General features: G+C 64.9%; 22 protein-coding genes. 16 read left to right on the forward strand and 6 right to left on the reverse strand.

From position 1 onward, the window contains the following. Positions 1-168: 168 nt before the first annotated feature. On the reverse strand, positions 169-1,362 hold the full coding sequence (locus GY937_19565) for a VWA domain-containing protein (protein ID MCP5058906.1): 1,194 nt from the start codon (positions 1,360-1,362) through the stop codon (positions 169-171). Between the two features lie 232 nt (positions 1,363-1,594). Here GY937_19565 and GY937_19570 point away from each other — a divergent pair, with 232 nt between their 5' ends. Then, a complete protein-coding gene (locus GY937_19570) occupies positions 1,595-2,884 on the forward strand; it encodes an Hsp70 family protein (GenBank protein MCP5058907.1) in 1,290 nt (429 codons plus the stop codon). Positions 2,885-2,910: 26 nt separating this feature from the next. Here the strand turns inward: GY937_19570 and GY937_19575 are convergent, their stop codons facing one another. Further along, a complete protein-coding gene (locus GY937_19575; protein MCP5058908.1) occupies positions 2,911-3,522 on the reverse strand; it encodes a histidine phosphatase family protein in 612 nt (203 codons plus the stop codon). Positions 3,523-3,629: 107 nt separating this feature from the next. On the opposite strand from GY937_19575, the gene GY937_19580 reads away from it, so the two are divergent. Genes GY937_19580 through aroC form a run of 5 tightly spaced genes read left to right on the forward strand, consistent with a single transcriptional unit; the run spans position 3,630 to position 8,225 of the window. After that, positions 3,630-4,979 carry a M23 family metallopeptidase gene (locus GY937_19580; GenBank protein ID MCP5058909.1) on the forward strand — a complete coding sequence of 450 codons (1,350 nt, stop codon included), beginning with the start codon at positions 3,630-3,632 and terminating at the stop codon, positions 4,977-4,979. Positions 4,980-4,999: 20 nt separating this feature from the next. Then, positions 5,000-5,689 carry a DNA/RNA nuclease SfsA gene (gene sfsA / locus GY937_19585; GenBank protein MCP5058910.1) on the forward strand — a complete coding sequence of 230 codons (690 nt, stop codon included), beginning with the start codon at positions 5,000-5,002 and terminating at the stop codon, positions 5,687-5,689. An 11-nt stretch (positions 5,690-5,700) separates the two neighbouring features. Beyond that, the gene (gene mutY / locus GY937_19590) at positions 5,701-6,744 is read left to right on the forward strand and encodes an A/G-specific adenine glycosylase (GenBank protein ID MCP5058911.1); all 1,044 of its coding nucleotides are present in this window, start codon (positions 5,701-5,703) and stop codon (positions 6,742-6,744) included. Then, a complete protein-coding gene (locus GY937_19595; protein MCP5058912.1) occupies positions 6,741-7,121 on the forward strand; it encodes a Smr/MutS family protein in 381 nt (126 codons plus the stop codon). Before mutY ends, GY937_19595 begins: the two co-directional genes overlap by 4 nt. A gap of 18 nt (positions 7,122-7,139) precedes the next feature. Continuing rightward, complete coding sequence (gene aroC / locus GY937_19600) at positions 7,140-8,225, forward strand: chorismate synthase (protein ID MCP5058913.1); 1,086 nt, start codon at positions 7,140-7,142, stop codon at positions 8,223-8,225. A 19-nt stretch (positions 8,226-8,244) separates the two neighbouring features. Here the strand turns inward: aroC and GY937_19605 are convergent, their stop codons facing one another. Beyond that, positions 8,245-8,625: a hypothetical protein gene (locus GY937_19605; GenBank protein ID MCP5058914.1), complete on the reverse strand. Its 381-nt coding sequence runs from the start codon at positions 8,623-8,625 to the stop codon at positions 8,245-8,247. 72 nt (positions 8,626-8,697) lie between these two features. Continuing rightward, the gene (locus GY937_19610; GenBank protein MCP5058915.1) at positions 8,698-9,423 is read right to left on the reverse strand and encodes a competence/damage-inducible protein A; all 726 of its coding nucleotides are present in this window, start codon (positions 9,421-9,423) and stop codon (positions 8,698-8,700) included. A gap of 54 nt (positions 9,424-9,477) precedes the next feature. Between GY937_19610 and GY937_19615 the strand changes: the two genes are divergently transcribed. Further along, the gene (locus GY937_19615) at positions 9,478-9,786 is read left to right on the forward strand and encodes a (2Fe-2S)-binding protein (GenBank protein ID MCP5058916.1); all 309 of its coding nucleotides are present in this window, start codon (positions 9,478-9,480) and stop codon (positions 9,784-9,786) included. A gap of 5 nt (positions 9,787-9,791) precedes the next feature. After that, positions 9,792-10,151 carry a cobalamin biosynthesis protein CbiX gene (locus GY937_19620; GenBank protein ID MCP5058917.1) on the forward strand — a complete coding sequence of 120 codons (360 nt, stop codon included), beginning with the start codon at positions 9,792-9,794 and terminating at the stop codon, positions 10,149-10,151. Here GY937_19620 and GY937_19625 read toward each other — a convergent pair. Together GY937_19625 and GY937_19630 are read right to left on the reverse strand one after the other, a co-directional pair. Then, positions 10,142-10,876 (reverse strand): GNAT family N-acetyltransferase, encoded by a 735-nt coding sequence (locus tag GY937_19625; GenBank protein MCP5058918.1) that lies wholly within the window; start codon positions 10,874-10,876, stop codon positions 10,142-10,144. The genes GY937_19620 and GY937_19625 overlap by 10 nt on opposite strands. 4 nt (positions 10,877-10,880) lie before the next feature. Continuing rightward, positions 10,881-11,150: a hypothetical protein gene (locus GY937_19630; protein MCP5058919.1), complete on the reverse strand. Its 270-nt coding sequence runs from the start codon at positions 11,148-11,150 to the stop codon at positions 10,881-10,883. A gap of 44 nt (positions 11,151-11,194) precedes the next feature. Here GY937_19630 and GY937_19635 point away from each other — a divergent pair, with 44 nt between their 5' ends. The 8 genes from GY937_19635 to GY937_19670 all read left to right on the forward strand — a co-directional run bounded on the left by GY937_19635 (position 11,195) and on the right by GY937_19670 (position 21,224). Next, entirely contained in the window at positions 11,195-12,385 is a 1,191-nt protein-coding gene (locus GY937_19635; GenBank protein MCP5058920.1) for an MFS transporter, read from the forward strand. Positions 12,386-12,486: 101 nt separating this feature from the next. After that, positions 12,487-13,146: a TetR/AcrR family transcriptional regulator gene (locus GY937_19640; protein MCP5058921.1), complete on the forward strand. Its 660-nt coding sequence runs from the start codon at positions 12,487-12,489 to the stop codon at positions 13,144-13,146. Further along, a complete protein-coding gene (locus GY937_19645) occupies positions 13,143-14,255 on the forward strand; it encodes an efflux RND transporter periplasmic adaptor subunit (protein MCP5058922.1) in 1,113 nt (370 codons plus the stop codon). The genes GY937_19640 and GY937_19645 overlap by 4 nt, the downstream gene beginning before the upstream one ends. Beyond that, positions 14,252-17,365, forward strand: coding sequence for an efflux RND transporter permease subunit (locus tag GY937_19650; protein ID MCP5058923.1), 3,114 nt, complete (start codon positions 14,252-14,254; stop codon positions 17,363-17,365). Before GY937_19645 ends, GY937_19650 begins: the two co-directional genes overlap by 4 nt. 277 nt (positions 17,366-17,642) lie before the next feature. Then, entirely contained in the window at positions 17,643-18,434 is a 792-nt protein-coding gene (locus GY937_19655) for an SDR family oxidoreductase (protein MCP5058924.1), read from the forward strand. Positions 18,435-18,539: 105 nt separating this feature from the next. After that, entirely contained in the window at positions 18,540-19,757 is a 1,218-nt protein-coding gene (locus tag GY937_19660; protein MCP5058925.1) for a radical SAM protein, read from the forward strand. Further along, complete coding sequence (locus GY937_19665; GenBank protein MCP5058926.1) at positions 19,754-20,740, forward strand: glycosyltransferase; 987 nt, start codon at positions 19,754-19,756, stop codon at positions 20,738-20,740. Before GY937_19660 ends, GY937_19665 begins: the two co-directional genes overlap by 4 nt. Positions 20,741-20,801: 61 nt before the next feature. After that, a complete protein-coding gene (locus GY937_19670; protein ID MCP5058927.1) occupies positions 20,802-21,224 on the forward strand; it encodes a GFA family protein in 423 nt (140 codons plus the stop codon). Positions 21,225-21,358: the final 134 nt, after the last annotated feature.

Below are 21,358 nucleotides of genomic sequence, written 5' to 3' on the forward strand. Positions count from 1 at the left end.
CGCCGCGTTCGCGCGGCGCCCCAGCACCCAGGTGTCGGGCCCGAGCGAGCGAGCTGGAGAAAGTCAACCAGGGGGGACGGAGTTTACAATGGACTTGTTGCTGAGGGGGCAGTGCCCCCTCAGCAACAAGTCAATTGTAAACTCCGTCCCCGCTGGTTGACTTTGTTTCTATTCGTAGATGATGCCCTTGGCTGCAGCTTGCTCCTTCACCGCCTCGAAGACCGTGGCGTCGAAGCCGTCCGCCCGGCCGCTGGCGCGCTGGCGTTCGGTCTCGGCCCGGACCCACCGATCGCGCTTGGCCGTGATGCCGTCGATCTCCTTCTGGACCCGCTCGCGCTCTTCCAACTTCTTTTGCACGAAGGCGCCCTGCTCTTCCGGTGACATCGGCTGCATGGCTGCCGGAAGGTTGGGCTTGGCGACGGAGCCGAGATCGAGGCCATCCTTGAAGGCATCGACGAGATCGCTCATGCCCGAGATCGCACGCTTGCCACTCTTCGACAGGTAGGAGAGACGCGAGGCCACGACCGGTGCGTCGGCATCGATCGAATTCTTCACCTTCTCTTCCATGGCGCTGCGTTCGTCGGCCTCGCCATAGGTGAGAACGGTGGAGGCCAGCTCCCGATTGAGCTGGGTCAACTCCTCGTCCATCGGCGTGGCGATGGCCAGCATGCCGCCGTCCTGGGCAATGGCCGCGTATTGGCCGAGACCGATGGCCGCGATCTCCCGCCAGATCGGGGTGGTCGTCGGATCGCCACCACACTGAACTGTGTTGATGACGATGCCCTTGGTCTTCGCGAGACGCACGGTGGCGGCGTACTGGATGTCCTGGGGGTAGTCCGTGTGCGGAGGCGCGTCGCCAACGAGAAAGACCACCCGGTAGACGGCGTCGTCGTCACTCCAGGAGAGATCGTTCACGGCTTCGCGCAATGCCTGATTCACGGATTCAGGCGAGTCGCCCCCGCCCTGGGCTTGGAAGGCCCGCAGGTGGGCGTAGATTCCATCGATGTCGTCAGTCAGGTCGAAACGCTTCGTCACGTAGGCATCGCCGCGGTCCCTGTAACCGATCAACGCGATGCGGACCTTGGCGCCTTGCTTCGCGCCCGCCATCTGGTTGGCGATGGCCCAGATCTTCTGCTTTGCGCCTTCGATCAAGCCGGACATCGACCCAGTGGTATCGAGTACGAAGGCAACCTCGATGCTCGCATCGGGCGCTGGACTGGGTGCAACCACTGGAATATCAGGGATCGGCACGTTCTCGGAAGGGACGGAGCGGGCGTGGGCCACGGCAAGCGTGACCAGGGCCAGCAGCGCCACCAGACCGAGCTGACGGAGAAGGCTGAGACGGGGCTTGAATTCGTTCATGGGGCTTTCCTCGGTGGGTTTTGGGCTCTGATTTCGTCATCGAGCCTACGGGCCGTTTCGACCACCTGCTGTAAAGCCATGGTAAATCCAGGGGTTGGCCGCCTACCGAGCCTTCAGGTCTGAGCACTTGCCAAGGCCGGTTGCGCCTCCCACTTTCAGGAGCCCAGCCATGAGCCCGCTCACCCCACCCCCCTCACGGGACGGTGGGGCGACTGCGTTTGGAGCCCACGCCATGAATTCGCCTGCCATCGGCCTCGATTTCGGAACGACGAACAGCTCGATCGCCCTGGTCGATGCGAACGGTCGATCCCGGCTCGCCAGTTTCGATGCGGACGACGGCCCCACCGAGACCTTTCGCTCGGTCCTGTATTTCGAGGAAGACGAAGAGACGGGGCGCACTCACATCCATGCCGGTCCAGACGCCATTGGCCGCTACCTGGCGAGCGAGGAGAAGAGGGGACGCCTGGTGCAATCCTTGAAGTCCTTCCTGGCAAGCCAGCTCTTCTCTGCGACGCGCGTGATGGATAGGACCTACCGACTCGAGGATCTGATCGCTCTGCTTCTGGCGCCGCTGAGAGAGCAGGCCGAGGCGCGCTTCGGCCTGCACATCGAACGGATCGTCGCGGGACGGCCCGTCCATTTCGTAGGGGCCGATACTCCTGAGGCCGAAGATCTGGCGATGACGAGGCTCACGGCCGCGATGCACAACGCCGGGTTCCGGGAAGTCACGTTCGAGTTCGAGCCGGTCGGCGCCGCCTATCACTACGAGCAACGTCTGACCTCGGACGAGCTGATCCTGATCGCAGATTTCGGCGGTGGCACGAGCGATTTCTCCTTGTTGCGCGTTGGCCCATCCTTCGTCGGGCCCGGCCGCCGAGCCGAATCGATCCTCGGCCACGATGGCGTGGGCCTCGCAGGCGACGCCTTCGACGGAAAACTCGTGCGTCACCTGGTGGCGCCGCGTCTCGGGCGCGGGGCGGAATTCCGATCGCTGATGGGGAATGTCCTGCCGGTGCCCGCCTGGATCTATCGACACCTCGAGCGCTGGCACCATGTCTCATTGCTCAAATCGCGTAAGACCCTCCAGCTGCTGCTCGACCTTCGCCGCGAGGCCTTGGAGCCCGAGAAGCTCGAGGCGCTGATCCACGTGGTGCGCGCCGATCTGGGCTTTCTGCTCTACCGGGCCACGGAGCAGCTGAAACGCACCCTCTCCGAGGAACCATCGGGGACTTTCCGATTCGAGCACGAGCATGTCGGCATCGCCGCGCTTCTGCCTCGCGACCGCTTCGAAGAATGGATCGTGGAGGAGTTGACGTCGATCGAGAGCTGCGTCGACGGCTTGCTCGAACGAACCGGCATCGCCCCTGAGGCCGTCGACCGGGTCTTCCTGACGGGCGGCTCGTCCTTCGTGCCCGCGGTACGCGCCCTCTTCCTGGCCCGCTTCGGAGCCGATCGGGTGACCAGCGGCGCTGAACTCACGTCCGTCGCCAGCGGCCTCGCCTTGCGAGCGGCCGAGCAGTAGAGCCCTGGAGCGAGGACGTTCTGAGCCTACGCCGCTTGTTCGTTCACACCTGCCGGATCCGTCGAGCGCCGACCCAGATGCCAGGTACCGTCGCTGCTCCGGGTGACGAGGATTCTTCCGGCGATCTCCGGCTGCTCTGCAGCGGGGGCTTCCCCCGTCAGTTGCTGAACGATCTCGCGGATCACGCCTTTGTGCAGAACGGCGATGGCCGTGTACCCCGGTGCCGAAGCGATGCGCTCCAGAGCCCGACCGATGCGTTCCCGAAAATCGGCGCGCAGCTCACCACCGGGGTACTCGAAGCCGGCGGCGCCCGCCTGCCAATCCTCGAAGAGAGCCGGATCTCGAGCTTGGATTTCCTCACGGGTGAGCCCTTCCCAACGGCCGAAGTGGATCTCCCGCAGGTCCGCCTCCATCCGAACCTGCGCACCGCCGCTCACGATCCCGGCCGCAGCCCAGGACCGCTTCAACGTGCTCGCCACATAGAGATCGGCGGGTTCATTGCGGAGTTCCCCGGCCACTCGGCGCATCTGGGCTCGGCCCTCCGCCGAGAGCCCTACGTCGGTGCTGCCGTGGTAGCGGACGCTCGATTCGCCGTCGGTCTCGCCGTGGCGAACAAGGATCAGGCTGCGGATGGGCATGGGGTCTCCTCCTGGGGAACGATGCGGGAGGATCGCCGCCGGCCCCGCTGGCGTCAATCGGGCCGGCGGCCCGGCTCTTGCGGCGGCTGTTGGTAGACTCGGCGGTCATGACGAGTCGAGCCTGGGGGGTGATCGCGTTGCTCGCCCTCGCCATCGTGGCGGGAACGAGCGTCTGGCTGCGCTGTGAAGGCATTCCGCCGGACATCCGCGCCCCGCAGCAGATCGTGATCGGCCGCGGGGGCACCGAGCTCAACCTCGGCGCCTCGGACCCGCGCTCGGGCGTTCGAGAGCTGACGGTTCGGCTTCGACATGCTGGCGGAGAAGCCACCGTCTTTCACGAAAGCTACCCGGGCACCCTGCCCACTGGCGCCGTGACGAAGCCCGGGATTCCCGACGTGCTCACGAAGCTCGACCCGAAGACGCTCGGCCTGAAGGAAGGCGAAGCATTCCTCGTCATCGAAGCCACCGACTGGTCCTGGGCATCCATGCTGGCGGGCAACACCCGCGTGCTCGAGATCCCGGTTCGCGTCGACCTGAAGGCGCCGCGCGTTTCGGTGGAAACGGGCCTCACCTATGTGCGCCGAGCAGGCAGCGCCTCCGTCGTGTACCGCGTCAATGAGGACGTATCCCGCGATGGGGTCGAAGTAGGCGAAGCGTTCTTCGACGGAATGCCGCTGCCGGGCGCCACGGATGGGCGACGCATCTCCATCTTCGCGGTACCGCGAAATGCTCCCGCCAATGTGCCCATTCGTGTCATTGCGGAAGATGCGGCCGGCAACCGTGGGACCGGTTCCTGGGCAACGAGGCTGCAGGAACGCAGCTTCGAGGAAGTTCCGATCCGTCTCGGCCAGGGTTTCCTGACCGGCAAGGTGCCCGAGCTGGCCGATGCCCTCGAACTCGATGCTTCCGACCCGGTCGCCGCCTTCCAGCACATCAATCGCGACGTCCGCGCCACCAATGAAGCCGAGATACGCCGCATCGTGGCACGGGCCACCCCGGAACTCGCCTTCGAGGGCCGCTTCCTTCAGATGCGCGGCTCCGCGGTCACGAGCCGCTTCGCGGAGCACCGATCCTACCTGGTCGAAGGAAAGAAGGTTTCCGAGGCCATTCACTACGGCTATGACCTGGCCTCGACCGCCGGCGCGGGAATCGAAGCCGCGAATGCAGGCAGGGTGCTCTTCGCCGACGCGCTAGGCATCTACGGCAACTGCGTGATCCTGGATCACGGCCTGGGTGTTACTTCGCTCTACGGCCACCTCTCGCGTATCGACGTCGGTGCCGGCGATGTGGTCACCCGCGGTCAGACGCTCGGGACCTCCGGCGCAACCGGCCTGGCTGGTGGCGACCACCTTCACTTCGCGATCCTGGTCGGCGATACCTATGTCGACCCGAAGGAGTGGTGGGACGCCAAGTGGGTGCGGGATCATATCGAGGCGCGGCTCGAACTCGGGCAGTGAAGGTCGCACGCGAGGCCGAAATCCGGGGCTTCCTGCTTCGGCGATACAAGCGCTTCTTCGCGGATGTCGAAACCGAGGATGGGCGCAAGCTCACGGTTCACTGCCCGAACCCGGGAAGCATGCGCGGCCTGCTGATCGAGGGCGCCCCGGTTCGCTGCTCGACGAGCGACAACCCGAAGCGCAAGCTCGCGCACACGCTCGAAATGATCCGCATCGGACGTAGCTGGGTCGGCCTGCATACCGGCCGAGGCAATGCAGTCGCTGCCGCCGCCCTCGACGCCGGACTCGTTCCGGAGCTGAGCGGCTACTCCGTCCGACGTCCGGAGGTGAAGATCGATCACGACGGGGCGAGCTCACGCATCGATTTCGTTCTCTCCGGCCACAGGACATTGCCGAACGCCTGGGTGGAAGTGAAGAGCGTCACCCTCGCCGAAGGCCGATGCGCGCGCTTTCCCGACAGCGTGACCGAGCGCGGACGCAAGCACGCCGACCTTCTTGGCCAGTTGGCGGCCGGCGGCGAGCGCGGCGTGCTGCTCTTCGTCGTGCAGCGCGGAGATTGCACGAGTGTCGAGCCCGCCGATGACATCGACCCCGCCTACGGAGAGGCACTGCGGGGTGCCGTCGCCAGAGGCGCCGAGGTACTGGCCGTTGGCGCCCGGATCACGGATCGCGCGATCATCCCGAACCGCGTGCTCCCAGTGATGCTTTGAGCGGGCGAAGCATGCGCAGCGCGCTCTTGCGCTGGTACGACCGGGCCGCGAGAGATCTCCCGTGGCGGCGAACCCAGGATCCGTACGCAATCTGGATCTCTGAAACGATGCTCCAACAGACCCGTGTGGATACGGTCATCCCCTACTACGAGCGCTTCCTCTCACGCTTTCCGACGGTCGAGGCGCTCGCCGATGCAGATCCCGACGACCTGATGGTGCATTGGGCGGGGCTCGGCTACTACCGGCGCGCCCGCAACCTCCAGGCCGCGGCCCGGCGTGTCGTCGACGAGCACGGCGGCGCTCTACCCGATGAGATCGAAGACCTGCTCTCGCTCCCCGGAGTGGGGCGCTACACAGCCGGTGCCGTGGCGTCCATTGCGTTCGACCGCCCCGCGCCCATCGTCGACGGAAACGTCGCCCGGGTCTTCGCACGGGTATTCGGCATCCGCGAGGAAATCCGCTCTGTACCCGCTCAGGCGCGCCTCTGGGAGGAAGCCGAAGCCCTCGCCCGAGGTCGCCGCCCCGGTGACCTCAACCAGGCCGTGATGGAACTCGGCGCCACCCTGTGCACGCCCCGCGCACCCGAATGCCCGCGTTGCCCTTTGGCGCCCCATTGCGACGGGCGAGAAGCCGGAGACGCTGAGGCGCTTCCGGTCAAGGCGGCAAAGAAGGCTCCGAAGCGGGTGACGGCCGTGGCGGCTCGGCTCCAGAGAAACGGCAGATTCCTGGCCGTACGTCGGCCTCCGGAAGGCTTGCTAGGCGGCCTTTGGGAGCTCCCGGGGGGCGACCTTTCACCTGGGGAAACTCCGGAGGCGGCCGCCAGCAGGAGCCTGCATGAACGGGTGGGCCTCGAAGCAAAGGCTTGCATGCCGCTTGGCTCCGTCGAACATGTCTTCACCCACCGCCGCCTCACCCTCCACGTGCTACGCGTCGAAGCCAGCGAAGGACGGGTGCGGCGCCACGGCTACGATGCACATCGTTGGCTCTCGGAAGCTGCCTTGAACGCTCTTCCGCTCTCAAAGATCGCAAGGAAGGCGATCGCTCTCGGCCAATGAGCTTCGACATCGAGCGCCGGGGTGAGCGCGTGGTCGGGCTTGCGAACGGCATCGATCGGGCTCATCGCGAAAGGCTCTCCCGGGGTGAAGTGGAGATCGACGTAGAGCTCGATCTCCACGGGCTTGGCGAGCAGGATGCCCGCGCATTGGTACGCGCCGCGGTCGAAGAGGCCTACCAGGAGGGAGAGCGCTGCTTGCTGGTGATCCATGAGCGCGGCAAGGGCTCCGAATTCGGCTCCGTCCTGAGGGAGGGCCTTCCGGAATGGCTCACGACACCACCCGCCGGACGCCGCGTGATGGCCTTCGCCACGGCCCTGCCTCGAGACGGCGGCAGCGGGGCCAGCTACGTGCTGCTGCGACGCAAGAGGAGCAGATAGCTATCTTCGGGGGCATCGATGAGCAGCTCAACCGGCCAACTCTTCCGTATCTCCACGTTCGGAGAATCACATGGTGGCGCCGTCGGCGTCGTGGTCGACGGCTGCCCGCCGCGCCTGGAGATCTCCGAAGAGGAGATCCAACAGGAGCTCGACCGGCGCAGGCCGGGCCAGAACCGATTCACCACACCGCGCCAGGAAGAAGATCGGGTCGAGATCGTGTCGGGCCTCTTCGAGGGACGAACCCTCGGCACGCCGATCGCGATGATCGTGCGCAACAAGGACGCGCGGCCCTCCGCCTACGAGGAGATGAAGGACGTCTACCGTCCCTCCCATGCGGACTACACCTATGAAGCCAAGTTCGGCATCCGCAACTGGCAGGGAGGTGGCCGAGCCAGCGCGAGAGAGACGATCGGCCGGGTCGCTGCCGGCGCCCTGGCCCGCAAGCTCCTGCGCGAGCATTGTGGCGTGGAAGTGGTCGGGTGGGTTCAACAGGTCCACGATGTCGAGGCGAAAGTGGATGTGGACGGCGTCGCCCTGTCCGATATCGAAGCCAGCCTGGTGCGTTGCCCCGACACCTCGGCATCCGCTGAAATCGAGAAGCGCATCGACGCGGCGCGAGATCGGGGAGATTCCCTCGGTGGTGTGGTCGAATGTGTCGCACGCGGTGTTCCAGCGGGGCTCGGTGAACCCGTCTTCGACAAACTCGAGGCCGATCTCGCCAAGGCCATGATGTCTCTTCCGGCTTCGAAGGGCTTCGAGATCGGAAGCGGCTTCGGCGGAACGCGGCTCACGGGAAGCGAGCACAACGACCCGTTCGTCCCGGGAGAGGATGGACGCCCGCACACGACGACGAATCGATCCGGCGGCGTGCAGGGCGGCATCAGCAACGGCGAGCCGATCCAGGTGCGCGTCGCATTCAAGCCGACGGCGACCATCCGCATCGAACAAGACACGGTCGATCGCGACGGAAATGCCACCAGGCTCTCCGCGACCGGACGCCACGATCCGTGCGTCCTCCCCCGTGCGGTGCCGATGGTCGAGGCCATGGTATGCCTCGTCCTGGCGGACCATTGGCTACGCCAGCGAGCCCAGAACCCGGGCTGATCTTCGTCCGCTCCCTTGCTCAGGGAAGCAGGACGAAGCCCGTGAAGAAACTCGCCACTGCAACACCAACCGCAGCCAGTGCAAGCCAGGCGTGGGCCTCGACGGCCCGGCTTCGCCCTTTTTCGAGCCTCCAACCCAGGAGGCCCGTCGCAACGAAGAGCAGCAACGCCGCTGTGCTGACGAAGCCGTGCGCCGTCGTGAAGACACCCCAGCCGCGAAGCCAGAAGGCGGAGGCCAGGCCGGCCGAGTAGCCGACGACGATCATCAAGACGGCCGGCTTCGCCCGCCCCAGATGTCGGCGCATCTCACCCTTCGGTCTGCGAGCCCCCAGCCTCCGCGCACTGCGCAGGCGCAAGCCGCTTCGCAGCGCCAAACCGGCCCACAAGATCGACGCGGTCATCCAGAGCGGATGCGCGTGTGCGAGCCAGAAGAAGAGCGGATCCTGGCCAGTCGGATCGGTAACGCCGTCCAGCTACTCGACCTTGTGGACGGCGCCGTCCGGGAGCTTGTCGAGAAGCAGATCGAGGGCCTGCTGCAGATAGCCCGCGTCTCGGGATTCGAGAGTCAGCAACACGTGGAAAGCCTCTTCTCCGATTTTCGGATACGAGCCGAGCATCAGCTCGGGGAATTCGGTGAGGAGTTCGTGTAGCGATTCGGCAATGTCGCTCTCCCGCTTCCGCACATAGACCCGTTTCAACAGAAACGGGACCCCGCGGAAGCGATCGCGAATCGACGTGAACTTCTTGTAGAGAAGCTCGGGGATCCCCGGAAAGACGTGCACATTCTCCACCACGACGACCGGAAACCAGAGATCCCCGGCGTCGACGAGCTGGGCGCCCTCGGGAATCATCGCCATCTTCACCTGGCTCTCGTTGGCCGGCCCGTTCTGGGCGCGCTCCATGCGGGCGACGATCGATTCGTTGCGTTGCACCTTGCGGTCGAATGCCGCGGCCACGCCATCCATGGTGAGGTCGTCGTGGGTGGGGCCGATCCCGCCGGAGGTGAACACGAAATCGTAGGCAGCGCTCAGCGTGCGAACTTCCCGGGCGATCAGGTCGATCTCGTCGGGAATGGTGAGAATTCGCTCGACATCCACACCCAGCTCGCGGAGTTCCCGACACAAAAAAGGCGAGTTCGTATCGGTAACCTTCCCGGAGAGGATCTCGTTGCCGATGATCAGGATTCCGGCAGTCGGCATGGAAGCAGGATATCGGATCGACGCCCCCCCCGCTGCGCGGGTATGCTGGGGAGGATGCGGCACGAGGTGCGATTGCGACGGCGGAGGGCTGGGCGAAACGAGACGCTCACGATCGCTCTCGCCGCCGGCAAGACATTGATGGACGCAGCACACGACGCTGGTTTGCCGATCGCCAGCGCCTGCGGAGGCGATCGGCTTTGCGCCCGTTGCGGCCTGCAGATCCTGGAAGGAAGTGAGAACGTTTCTGCGGAATCGGCGACCGAGGCCGAACTCAAACTGCGCAACCGGATCGAGCCCGCGCTTCGCCTGGCGTGCCTCGCCCGGATCGCAGGGCCTGTGGAAGTGACGGCATCCTATTGGTAGCGGGCGTGCGCGGGATCGTGCTGATCGACCACGGCAGTCGGGAGCCGGCTGCGAATGGCCAGCTGGAAGAGCTGGCGAAGCAGGTCGCCGCACGCCTACCGGGCAGCCTCGTTCGCGCGGCACATATGGAGCTGGCGGAACCCACGCTCTTGGATGCGCTGAACGCGTTGGTGGAAGAGGGCGTCACCGAGATCGCGATCCATCCCTTCTTCGTCGCCCCGGGGCGTCACGTGCGAGAGGATATTCCGCGTCTCGTAGCAGAGGCGCAGCAGATGCATCCGGATGTCGGGCTTCGGATTACCGAGCCCCTTGGACTTCACCCAAGCGTCATCGACGCGGTCGTTGCGCGCCTCGATCAGACGTAGAAGCTGAGATCGCTCGCGTAGGGAATCAGCCCGAGCTTTCCTGCAAGCGCTCGAGAGGCGCGGTTGTCCCAGGCCGTGCTGTAGAGCGGGATGCCTCCGCGGCGCCGCACCTCGCGCGCCCACGCCAGAACGAGAGAAGCGGCAAGGCCGTGTCGGCGGCGATCTGGCAGAGTGTCGACACCGGCCTCGACCGCGCCACCCTTGGACTCATGGTCGGGAGAGGCGGCCGTCGCCGCATAGCATGCCGCTACGATCTGGCCTTGCTCGGTGGCGGCTACGCAAGGCTCGCGGCCCCGCCAACTATCCGCGAGGCGGGGGAAGGATTGGGCCAATCGTTCGAGATCGTCTCCGGAAAACCAGGCCTGGCCTTCCGGATCCTCTCGCCGCAACTCGGGAAAGCGAAACGCCGGCCCGTGCCAGACCCGGCGAACGGGCGCCCACGCTTCCAGTTTTTCTCGCATCGCCGGAAGCCGTTCGGGCATCGTCTCGAGATCGTCCGTCGTGCGTTCTGCCGAAGCCAGACGAGCGAGCTCGCGCACCAACTCGTCCGGCAGATCGTTTCGCATACGCCACAGGTTGCCATGACGTGTGCGGCCGAAGAAGAATGCAGGCGCCGTCGCATCTTCTCCCGGTACGGCGTTCCAGAGCGTGAGCCGACCGAGCTCGTCGTGGAGGCAAAGCGTACGGACCTGGAGGTCGAGCCAGTCCAGATCCGTCGCGAACACGTGCTCAGCCGTGGCGACGCTCGTGGATGACCCAGTTGGCGTTCGCCCCGAGGGCGCCGCTGGCCGTGAAGACGGCCACACAGAATGCCAGCAGTCCATAGAAGTCGACGCTCTGGAGGAGATCGGGGAATTGGGCGCCGCGATACACGTCCACGGCCAACGCGGTGATCACGCCGAGGGGCAAGCCTCTCCCGAGAAACCCATATCGAACGAGGAACGGGATCTTCCCCGCCTCCCGCACCTTCGCCCACTCTTCCGCCTTGAACGTCCTCATGGGGGGAGGATGGCGTGGACCCGAGCGGGTGTCATCCTGAGTAGGTGCCTCGGGTCGCCGCCTTCTGGTTCTTCACCATGTCGGGGCTCGGGCTGATCTTCCCGTTCCAGGCCCTCTATTTCAGCGAAAACATGGGCCTCAGCGGCGTCCAGCTGGGTCTGGTTCTGGCGACGCGGCCGCTGATGGGAATGCTCTGCCAGCCGATCTGGGCGCAGCTGGCCGATCGGACCGGCTCGCGGCGAGCCGTCCTGGTTGCCATCACCCTGGGAAATGCCTGCGCGTATGCCCTCCTGCCCCAGGCCGACTCATTCCCGGCTCTGCTGCTGGCCATGGCGGGCGTCTCCCTGTTCGGAACCTCGATCATGCCGATGGGCAATGCGGTCAGCATGGCGGCGATTGGCGAGCGGGCGACTGAACGCTTCGGGCGGGTGCGCGCGTTCGGAACCCTCGGATATCTGGTGCTGGTCATCAGCTTCCCGTTCGTGCTCGATTTCTGGCAAGAGCATCGGGAATTCATCGTGACCCCCGATGGCCCATCGGAACCCGGGCTGGAGATCATCTTCCTGGGTGCCGCTTGCCTCACGCTGGCCTCGAGCCTGGCCGCCCGGCGCCTTCCCGAGACCCGAGCCATGCGTGTCCGCTCGCGTCCCGGCGATCTGCGCGCCCTGCTCTCCCACGGGCCCTACCTGCGCCTGCTCGTCTTCACCTTCCTGGCATTCCTCGCCCTGCAGGGACCGATCCTGATGTTCCCCGTCTTCATCCGGGCGCATGGCGGAGACATCGACACGCTCTCGCGCATGTGGATCCCGATGCTCCTGATCGAGATCCCCCTCGTCTGGGCTTCGGGCGACATCCTTCGCCGTGTGGGCCCGCGCTTCCTGGTTGCGATGGGCGTGGCAGCCGATGGCCTTCGCTGGCTCGTTTGTTCGCTGGTGGGCGACGACCTGCGCTGGATCTTTGCGCTGCAGCTCCTGCACGGCGTGGTGATCGCCGGGCTCACGATCGGAACCGCCCTGTATGCGGAGACCATCGTGCCGGAACGACTGCGCGCCACAGCCCAGGGGGTGCTCGCCATGCTCGGCTACAGCCTGGCCGGAGTGCTCTCGAGCGTTGCTTTTGGCGCCGGCCTGGATGCCTTCGGCCCGGACATCCCGTACCGAGCGAGTGGCCTGTTCGCCCTCACCCTCGCAGCCTCCGTCCCCTGGCTTCTCCGGATAGGCGAACGCGTTCGCTAAGGGAATAGCTGAATCTCAGGGATTCCTGAGCTGTAGAGATCTGAGAGCGATCTAGAGGAGTACAAATTTGACGAATTAGGTACAGTTCGTATAATTCGCCAATGCAGCAGCCCGCCCCTCAAGTGACGCCTCCCCGGGTCGATCGGGCCGGGCGGACCCGCCGGCGTATCCTCGAAGCCGCCAGCCAATGCTTCAGTTCCGATGGCTACGCCAAGACCACGGTCGAGGCCATCGCCCGCCGTGCCAGCGTCTCCAAGGGCATCGTCTACCACCACTTCAACGGCAAGGAGCAGATCCTCGAGCGCGTGCTCGGGCTGACGCTCTCCGAATGGTCGGAGGTCTCGAACCTCGACGACACGCTGGCCCGGGAAGCCGGTGTGCTGGAGGCCGTCGCCGACGTCCAGCGCAAGGCCATGGCGTTCGCCCGCGAGAATCCGATGGCGCGCTCGCTGCTCCAGATCGATCACCAGGTGCTGGTGACAGTCGCTGGCAGCCGGGAGGTTCGAGAATCCCTCGAGAATCACCGCCAGAGCCTGATCCGGGCGCTGCGTCACGGAATCGAGTCGGGCGAGGTGCGATCCACGATCGACCCCGAACGGGCCGCGGACATCCTGCACGTCCACTTCATGGGGCTGATCGACCAGATGCTCGACCCGAACGGGCTCGAAGTGACGGCAGAGCTGGTCGACTGCGGCCTCGACATCCTGTTTCACGGCATGGCCACGCGCCCCCCTGGCCAGACCGACGGAGCCAAGACATGAACAAGCTGAATCAAGTTGCAACTGCGGTTTCCCTGGGGCTGGCACTGCTGATCGGACCGGTCGAAATGGCCGGAGCCGACGCAGATGCCCAGGAGAACTCCCCGCGCCGAATCGCACTGGAGCGGGTGCGCAGCGACCGGCTGCAAGCAACGATCGCCGCTTCGGGATCGATCGAAGCCCGGCGCATCACGGAAATCGGCTCCGAGGTGACCGGACGTATCACGGAGGTATTCGTCGATGTAGGCGAGGCCGTGGAGGAAGGCGCGCCGCTCTTCCAGATCGACCGGGAGCCCTACGAGATGGCGCTTGCCGAAGCGCGTGCCGGGCTCGCACTCACCCGGGCGGAGAGCCTGAATGCAGATGCCGAAGCCAAGCGCATCGCCAAGCTGATCGAACTCAACGCTGCATCCCAGCAGCGCTACGAGAAGATCCGAACCATGGCGGAAGTCGCACGTGCGCGCGTGCGCCAGGGCCAGGCCGGGCTCGACCAAGCGAAGCGCAACCTCGACCGCACCCTGGTCACCGCGCCCTACGCGGCGAGCATCGTCGAACGGCGAGCCCATGAAGGGAGCATGTCGAGTGGCGCACCTGTGCTCGTGGTGCAGGAGAGCGGAGCCCTGGAGTTCATCGTCGATGTTCCGGAAGCCGCCGCGGCCCCGGTTCGGCCCGATGATGCGGTGAAGCTGTTCGTGGAAGGCCTCGCCGACCCGCTCGAGAGTCAGGTGGATCGGGTAAGCGCTCGCGTCGACCCCCAGACACGTACTTACCAGGTACGCGGAGTGGTGCTCGACGCTTCTGGGCTGGTCAAAGCCGGTTCCTACGTCCGTGCCGAGCTGCAGGTCCGCCGGCCCGAGGCGCGGCCGGTCGTCCACCATTCCTCGGTTCTCACGCGTGATGGGCGCACTTACGTGATGCGCGTAGATGACGGAATCGTCCGCAAGATCCCGGTTCGCGCTGGTATCCGAGCGGGCTCGAACGTGGAGATCCTCCAGGGCGCCTCCGAGGGTGATGTGTTGGTCGCGGGCCGCGACGCATCGCGAATCTCCGAGGGAACCCGCATCCGTCTGCGTAAGCCAGTACTGGCCGCACAGAGCGAGACCACTCCGTGAACCTTTCTGAAGTTTCCGTCCGCCGGCCCGTCTTCGCGGCCATGCTCATCCTTGGGCTGGTCGTCATCGGTCTGATCTCCATGTCGCGGCTCGAGATGAAGCTCGACCCGGACGTGGACTTCCCGTTCCTTTCGGTGGTGACCGAGCTCCGCGGTGCCTCACCCGAAACGGTGGAGCGTGAGGTCACGGACGTCATCGAGGAAGCCGTCAACCAGATCGACGGGATCGAGGAGCTCGACTCCAGCTCGTCCCAGGGCCTCTCCCGGGTGTTCGTGCAATTCGAGCTGGGCTCCGACGTCGACGTGAAGGCTCAGGAGGTTCGTGACAAGGTCGCCCTGGCGCGGGCGCAGCTGCCCCTGGAAGTCGAGAATCCGATGGTCCAGAAATGGGATCTGGATTCGATGTCCTTCATGACCATCGTGCTAGGCGGCGCCGTCGACATCCGCGAGATCTCGGAAATCGCCGAGCATGGCGTAAAGGAACGACTGGAGCGGATTGGCGGTGTGGGCTCGGTCAACATCGAAGGCTCCCGCGAGCGCGAGGTCCGCATCTGGCTCGACCCCCTGCGCCTCACCGGCTACGGGCTCGCGATCGAAGACGTCGCGAATACGCTGCGTCGCGAGAACGCGGAGCTCGCCAGCGGCCGGCTCGAGGGAGCGAGCCGGGAATGGTCCGTCACGACCCAGGGCAAGGCGGCCAGCGTCGAGGAGTTCGGCGAGATCATCGTGGCCGAGCGCGCCGGAAGGCTCGTGCATCTGCGCGATGTCGCCGTCGTCGAGGACGGCATGGCCGAAGCTCGCAGCGGCGTGCGACTGAACGGACACCCTGGCGTCGCGATCGAACTCCAACAACAGAGCGGATCCGACCTCGTCGCAGCGGCCCGGGAGATCCGGCAGGAAATCGGCTTGATCCGTGCGGAACTCCCGGAAGGAGTCGAGCTCAAGATCACCCGGGACTACGCCAAGATCATCGAAGAGCAGGTATCCGCGGTCTTCTTCGACATGATCCTGGCCGGAAGCCTGGTCGTGGTCGTTGTACTGCTCTTCTTGCGCAACTTCCGCTCCACGTTCATCTCGGCGACGGCCATTCCGGCGAGCCTCATCGCCACCTTCACCTTCTTCCTGTTGGCCGATCTCTCGATGAACAACATGACCCTGATGGCATTGTCCCTTGCCATCGGGCTGGTGATCGATGACGCCATCGTCGTACTCGAGAGCATCTTCCGAAAAGTCGAAGGCGGAATGCGACCCTTCGACGCCGCGCTCAAGGGCACCCGTGAAGTCACGCTGGCCGTCACCTCTACCACCCTGGCAGTCTGCGGTGTCTTCGTGCCGATCTTCTTCATGACCAGCGTCATGGGCCGCTACTTCTACGAGTTCGGCGTGACGGTGATCGTCGCCGTCTGTGTCTCCACCCTCGTAGCGTTCACGCTGACGCCCATGCTGGCGAGCCGGATGCTCAGCAAGGACACGTCGAAGGAAGGTGCTGTCTTCCGCTTCCTCGAAATAGGGCTGGGGGGCCTGGAGAGAGGCTACCGGCGGATCCTCGAAGCATCTCTCGCCCATCGGGCCGTGACGGTCGTGTTCACCTGCCTGGTCGTGGGCGGTGGCTGCGGGGTGATGACGACCATGCCGTTCAACTACTTCACCCGGGATGACATGGGTGAAGCATTCGTTCGCGTCAAGCTTCCGATTGGAACCCCTCTGGCGGTTACCGAACGGATGCTCCAGGGCATGGAAGATGCGATCCGGCAACACCCGGAGGTCCAGGACACGCTGGCCATCGCCGGTGATTCGCGAAAACACGAGCCCCATCGCGGCGGTATCTCCGTCTACATGACGAAGAAGCAGGAAAGGGAGAAGGGCATCCACGAGCTCTTCGAAGAGCTCCGTGTGATTGCGGCGAGTACGTCACGTGGCGTGGAGCAGTTGAGCGTCGGCCATCCGGAATTCAAAGCCGGCGGTGACTACTCGGAGATCGAGTACTCCATTCAGGGGCCGGACCTGGGCAAGCTGGAGGAATTTTCCGGTCAGCTGCTCGATCGCCTGAACAATGACCCGCGTTTCGTGGACGTACGGGGCTCCTTCGAGACAGGGCGGCCACAGATCACCCTCGATGTCGATCGGGGCCGTGCCGCCGACCTCGGCGTCTCGGCCGTTCAGCTCGGCCGCACGCTTCGAACCCTGCTCGCAGGCGAAGAAGTGGGCTCCTTCGAAGACCGGGGCAATCGCTATGACGTCCGCGTGCAGGTGCTCCCGGAATACCGGGACGATCCATCGAAGCTCGATCTGATCCGCGTGCGATCGTTGCGCGGAGAGCTCGTGCCACTGGCTGGCGCAGCCGACATACGGCTGGCCGAAGGAGCCGTCCAGGTCCTTCGCAGCAATCGCAGCCGGAAGATCGAAGTCCGTGCCAACACGAGCAGCGAAACTCCGCTGGGAGAGGCCATGGAGGTGGTCGAGGCCTGGGCCTTGGAACTCGGAATCGAGCGTCCCTATTCACTGAAACGGGATGGGCAAGCCGATTCGATGGCAGAAGCCCAGCGTGACATCGTCTTCGCCATGGGGCTGGCGATGCTCTCGATCTACATGATCCTGGCCTCGCTCTTCAACTCCCTGACCCAACCGCTGGTGATCATGTTGTCCGCGCCGCTCTCGTTCATCGGCGGCGTCCTGGCACTCAAGGTCGGAGGACTCTCCTTCGACATCATGAGCGCGATGGGGTTGCTCGTGCTCATGGGTCTGGTGATGAAGAACGGAATCCTGGTCGTCGACTACACGAACCAGTTGCGAAGCGAGGGCCTGCCGAAACGCGAAGCCATTCTTCGGGCCGGCCCGGTGCGGATGCGCCCGGTCCTCATGACATCGCTCGCGCTGATGTTCGGACTGCTTCCGATGGCCCTCTCGAACGCAACGGGCTCGGAATTCCGCGCGCCGATGGCCGTGATCGTGATCGGCGGCCTGGCGACCTCCACACTCCTCACCCTTCTCGTGGTTCCGGTCTTCTACAGCCTGATGGAAAGCCTCACGGTCCAGGTAGGTACCCTCGTCGCCCGCTTGCGCGGCCGGCCGACACCCGTCGCCTCGTCGGTCGTGGCTGGCGGGCGCTGAGCTCGGATAAGCTCTCCAACCAAGGGGGATCCGCAAGCCGCGGAGCGCCACGTGCACGAGGCCATACGGATCAACCCGGATCTCGAAGGCGAAGCGGCAGCAAGGTTCGTCGAACGAAAGGCCACCGGTCTACTGGCCCAGTGGCTCGGCACGGAGACAACGCCCGCGTAGCGGAGCTGACGAGACGTGGGGCCGTCATGGGCAGCGGGTGCGTGGCCCTGCGTGTTAGCGTGAACGCGAGCCGGCCAAACGCCACGCTCGATGGTTGGAGATGACCATGAAGACCATTGCCATCACCGGAGCTGCCTCTGGCATCGGAGCCGCTCTCAGCAAACGCCTGATGGGCGAGGGACAACGTGTCATCGGCGTCGACGTGCAACAAGCCGACATCGTCGCCGACCTGGCTACTCCAAGTGGCCGCTCCGACGCCATCGCGCAGATACAGGAACGATCGGATGGTGTGCTCGACGGGTTGGTGCCGTGCGCTGGCCTTTCCGGGCTACCGGGTCGCCCGGGTAGCCTGCTCACCAGCCTGAACTACTTCGGCACGATCGATCTGCTGGTTGGTTTGCGTGGGAACCTCGCGGCGGCTCCCGCGCCGGCCGCCGTGGTCATCAGCTCGAACTCCACGACCACGGTTCCCCCCGGCATGGTCTCGTCCGAGTTGATCGAGGCTTGCCTCTCTGGCGACGAAGAGGCGGCCCGCAAGGTGGGCGACGAGGTGGGATCCATCGGCGCCTACCCCGCTACGAAGACGGCATTGGCCCATTGGGTGCGCCGGAATGCGCCGACCCCCGAGTGGATCGGCCAGGGCATCAATCTCAATGCCATTGCACCGGGAAAGACCGCGACGGCCATGATCGCCGAAGGCCGCGCTGACCCCGTGATCGGCCCGCATATGGATGCCTTCCCCCTGCCGATCGGCCGCGACGGCCAGCCCGAAGAAATCGCTGGGCTGCTGGCCTTCCTGCTCGGGCCCGAGGCGCGATTCTTCGTGGGCTCGGTCGTCTTCTGCGACGGCGGCACCGATGCTCTGACACGTCCGGACGATTGGCCCCGACCGCAGTAGCCCTTTCTCCACGGCGATTTCTCCACCCCCCACGCCCCCACTCCGCTGCCATCGGAGGGTTCAAGGAATCATGGAAAGGAGCCGATACGAGGCCCGGGGGGAAGGATGCACACGCATCAGGCGAATCGTGTACAGCATCCGGTGGGGACGCTGTCTCCGACCGGCGTGCTCGATGTCGGTCTACGCTGCCCGCACTCCTGCGTGTTCTGCTACTACAGCCACTTCGACGGACACGAGGATCCCTTCCACGCACTCCGCACGCTGCCGTTCCGACCCCTGCGCGAGTGCACCGACCTGGCCGATGATTTCCAACGTTGGGGCCTCAGCCATTGCGATGTCACGGGCGGTGAGCCCTCCCTGCACCCGCAGATCCTGGAACTGATCCATCACATCGAGCACGTAGCGGACGTGCGGGCGCGCATGATCACACTCGGGCAGTTCACCATGCGTCCGCACAAACCGAGCGGCCGGGAGCGGCTCGTCGATGCCCTGCTCGACGCCGGCTTGACGGACTTCCTCTTTTCATTCCACGCCGCGAGCGAAACGCTCTTCAAACAGCTCACCAAAGCTTCCCTGGCCCAGGTGAAAGCGACCATGGAATACCTCGACGCTTGCGATTTCTCCTACACCTCCAACACGGTGGTGCAGCAGTACAACGCCAACGAGCTACCCGAAATCGCGCGCTACCTGGCCAAGCGCAATCTGCGTTTTCATAACTTCATCGTGATGAAGCTCGAGTGGGGCTGGCGCAACGGGCCAGACCACGGCGTAGAGCACAAGGCCCGGTATGACGAGATCGCACCCTTCCTACGCGAAGCTGTGCACATCCTCGAAGACGCCGGAAAGGCCGTGAACATCCGGTATGCGCCGTATTGTTCTCTCCCCGGGCTGGAGAAGAACATCGTCGGCTACAAGCAGGTTCAACTCGACCCCTACGAGTGGCGCAACGGAACCCGCGGCGGAAAGATCGAAGGCACGCCCTACGGTGCCAGACCCTTCCTTTTCTACGACCGCCTCGAAGACTACCTGGCGCGACACCCCGAACAGGTCGCTTCTCAACCCGAATACAACATGCAGCAGGGCCCACCCTGTGAGGACTGCTCGTTGAATCGGATTTGCGACGGTGTCGATCGCGACTACATCGCCCGGCATGGCTGGAGCGAGTTCTCCACATACGCCGGCGAGACGATCGACGATCTCACCCACTTCCGGACCGCGAACCCGCGTCCCTTCGAGCTTCTCCAGCGGCGCGATTGGCCGGAACCGCGAGAGAAGGACGTACTCGATCCTCGGGAACCGGTCTCGCAGACGCCGAACCCGTGAGACTCTCGGTGGTCGTCCCGACCTTCGAGCGCCACGAGAAGCTCGAGGCCTGCATCGCGAGCCTGGCCTCCCAGGAGGATGCCACGGCGATTGGCGATGTAGTGATCGCCGACGACGGATCGCAGGACGATACGATCGTCTGGCTGGACGCTGCTTCGCGACGCGACTGGCCCTTCGCACTTCGTATCGTTCGGCTTCGTCACCGGGGCCCGGCAGCAACCCGAAACGCGGGAGTTCGGGCGGCGACGAGCGAATACGTTGCCTTCACGGGTGATGACTGCGTGCTTGCCCCGGGCTGGGCGAAGGCTCATCTCCTCGAACATGCGACCCACCCTGGCCGTTCCGTGCTGGGCCATACCACCTGGCTGCCGTCCCTCGATGTCACTCCGTTCATGCACTACCAGGAGAATGGAGGGAGCCAGTTCGCCTACGGACGCATCGCCAATCGGGACGATGCCGGCTGGCGATTCTACTACACGACCAACATCTCGACGCCGAGACACCTCCTGCTCGCACATCCTTTCGAAGAGAGTTTTCCGGCGGCGCGCTACGAAGACATGGAGCTTGGCTGGCGGCTCGAGCGGGCTGGGCACCGCATTGCCTATCGCCCAGAAGCACTCGCATGGCACGACCATCCCGTCGCCTTCGAATCATTCCGTGCCCGAAGCCCCGAATACGGCGAATACGCTGCACTCTTCCACAGGCTCCATCCGCAGGACGAAGAACTCGCGCGGGCCCTGGGCATCCGCGATGCAGAGGCCTGCGATCGTGTCTTCCTTCCCGGAATCCAAGCCGCCGAGCAGGTCGTGGAAGATCTCGAAGACACATTGGTCGCCAAGACATCGGCACCTGCGGCATTTGGCGTGCGGGGCGCCACCGAACTCCTCCACGACGCCTATCGCCTCCTCATCCACCAGGCCCTCGTTGGCGGCATCCGGAAGGGGCTCTCCCTCCCCGAGAGCGAGCAGATCGCCATTCGCTGAACACAATTCCTGACGTTCGCCCGGAAGATTCCGTAGTCTCTCGTGGACGGAGGATCTTGGGATGCAGCAGATCCACGGGCGCTGCTTATGCGGCGAGGTCCGGTTCGCAATCACCGGGAAGACGACGGACATCGGCATGTGTCATTGCTCGAAGTGCCGACGCGTCTCCGGCGTTGCCTCGAACGCAAACCTGATGACCGGACGGGACGGCCTCATCTGGATCTCCGGCGAAGATCATATCTCCAAGTTCAAGCTCGCTTCCGGCTGGGGCGTCTGGCGATGTGAAACCTGCGGCTCACCCGTGCCCATGCTTCATCCGGACGGAGGGGCCTACTGGATTCCGGCCGGCCTGCTGGCGACGGATCCGGGCGTCCGGGTGGCTGGCCATATCTACGTCGGATCGAAGGCACCCTGGGATGAGATCGCAGGCGACTGCCCCCAATTGAGAGAAGGCTTCGGCAGCCAGCGCCTCGACAAACCCTAGTCCCTTGTATCGACCAAAGGCGGAAGTGTTGTCATGCTAAGCACTGCGTCCCCCGCAGCCAATCGGTTCTCGCCGTGTCGCGGGCCGATTCATGGGGCCCGTATGTCGAAGAAGCGGTATCGGATTGACTTGAC

This window comes from bacterium (assembly GCA_024228115.1).
Taxonomy (GTDB): Bacteria; Myxococcota_A; UBA9160; order UBA9160; family UBA6930.

Bases quoted from the DNA above. Each gene is read 5' to 3' on its own strand.
- aroC (MCP5058913.1), top strand. From the start codon at position 7,140: ATGAGCAGCTCAACCGGCCAACTCTTCCGTATCTCCACGTTCGGAGAA.
- mutY (MCP5058911.1), top strand. From the start codon at position 5,701: ATGCGCAGCGCGCTCTTGCGCTGGTACGACCGGGCCGCGAGAGATCTC.
- GY937_19580 (MCP5058909.1), top strand. From the start codon at position 3,630: ATGACGAGTCGAGCCTGGGGGGTGATCGCGTTGCTCGCCCTCGCCATC.
- GY937_19605 (MCP5058914.1), bottom strand. From the start codon at position 8,625: ATGACCGCGTCGATCTTGTGGGCCGGTTTGGCGCTGCGAAGCGGCTTG.
- GY937_19615 (MCP5058916.1), top strand. From the start codon at position 9,478: ATGCGGCACGAGGTGCGATTGCGACGGCGGAGGGCTGGGCGAAACGAG.
- GY937_19640 (MCP5058921.1), top strand. From the start codon at position 12,487: ATGCAGCAGCCCGCCCCTCAAGTGACGCCTCCCCGGGTCGATCGGGCC.
- GY937_19570 (MCP5058907.1), top strand. From the start codon at position 1,595: ATGAATTCGCCTGCCATCGGCCTCGATTTCGGAACGACGAACAGCTCG.
- GY937_19645 (MCP5058922.1), top strand. From the start codon at position 13,143: ATGAACAAGCTGAATCAAGTTGCAACTGCGGTTTCCCTGGGGCTGGCA.
- GY937_19610 (MCP5058915.1), bottom strand. From the start codon at position 9,423: ATGCCGACTGCCGGAATCCTGATCATCGGCAACGAGATCCTCTCCGGG.
- GY937_19660 (MCP5058925.1), top strand. From the start codon at position 18,540: ATGCACACGCATCAGGCGAATCGTGTACAGCATCCGGTGGGGACGCTG.
- GY937_19655 (MCP5058924.1), top strand. From the start codon at position 17,643: ATGAAGACCATTGCCATCACCGGAGCTGCCTCTGGCATCGGAGCCGCT.
- GY937_19630 (MCP5058919.1), bottom strand. From the start codon at position 11,150: ATGAGGACGTTCAAGGCGGAAGAGTGGGCGAAGGTGCGGGAGGCGGGG.
- GY937_19670 (MCP5058927.1), top strand. From the start codon at position 20,802: ATGCAGCAGATCCACGGGCGCTGCTTATGCGGCGAGGTCCGGTTCGCA.
- GY937_19595 (MCP5058912.1), top strand. From the start codon at position 6,741: ATGAGCTTCGACATCGAGCGCCGGGGTGAGCGCGTGGTCGGGCTTGCG.
- GY937_19575 (MCP5058908.1), bottom strand. From the start codon at position 3,522: ATGCCCATCCGCAGCCTGATCCTTGTTCGCCACGGCGAGACCGACGGC.
- GY937_19565 (MCP5058906.1), bottom strand. From the start codon at position 1,362: ATGAACGAATTCAAGCCCCGTCTCAGCCTTCTCCGTCAGCTCGGTCTG.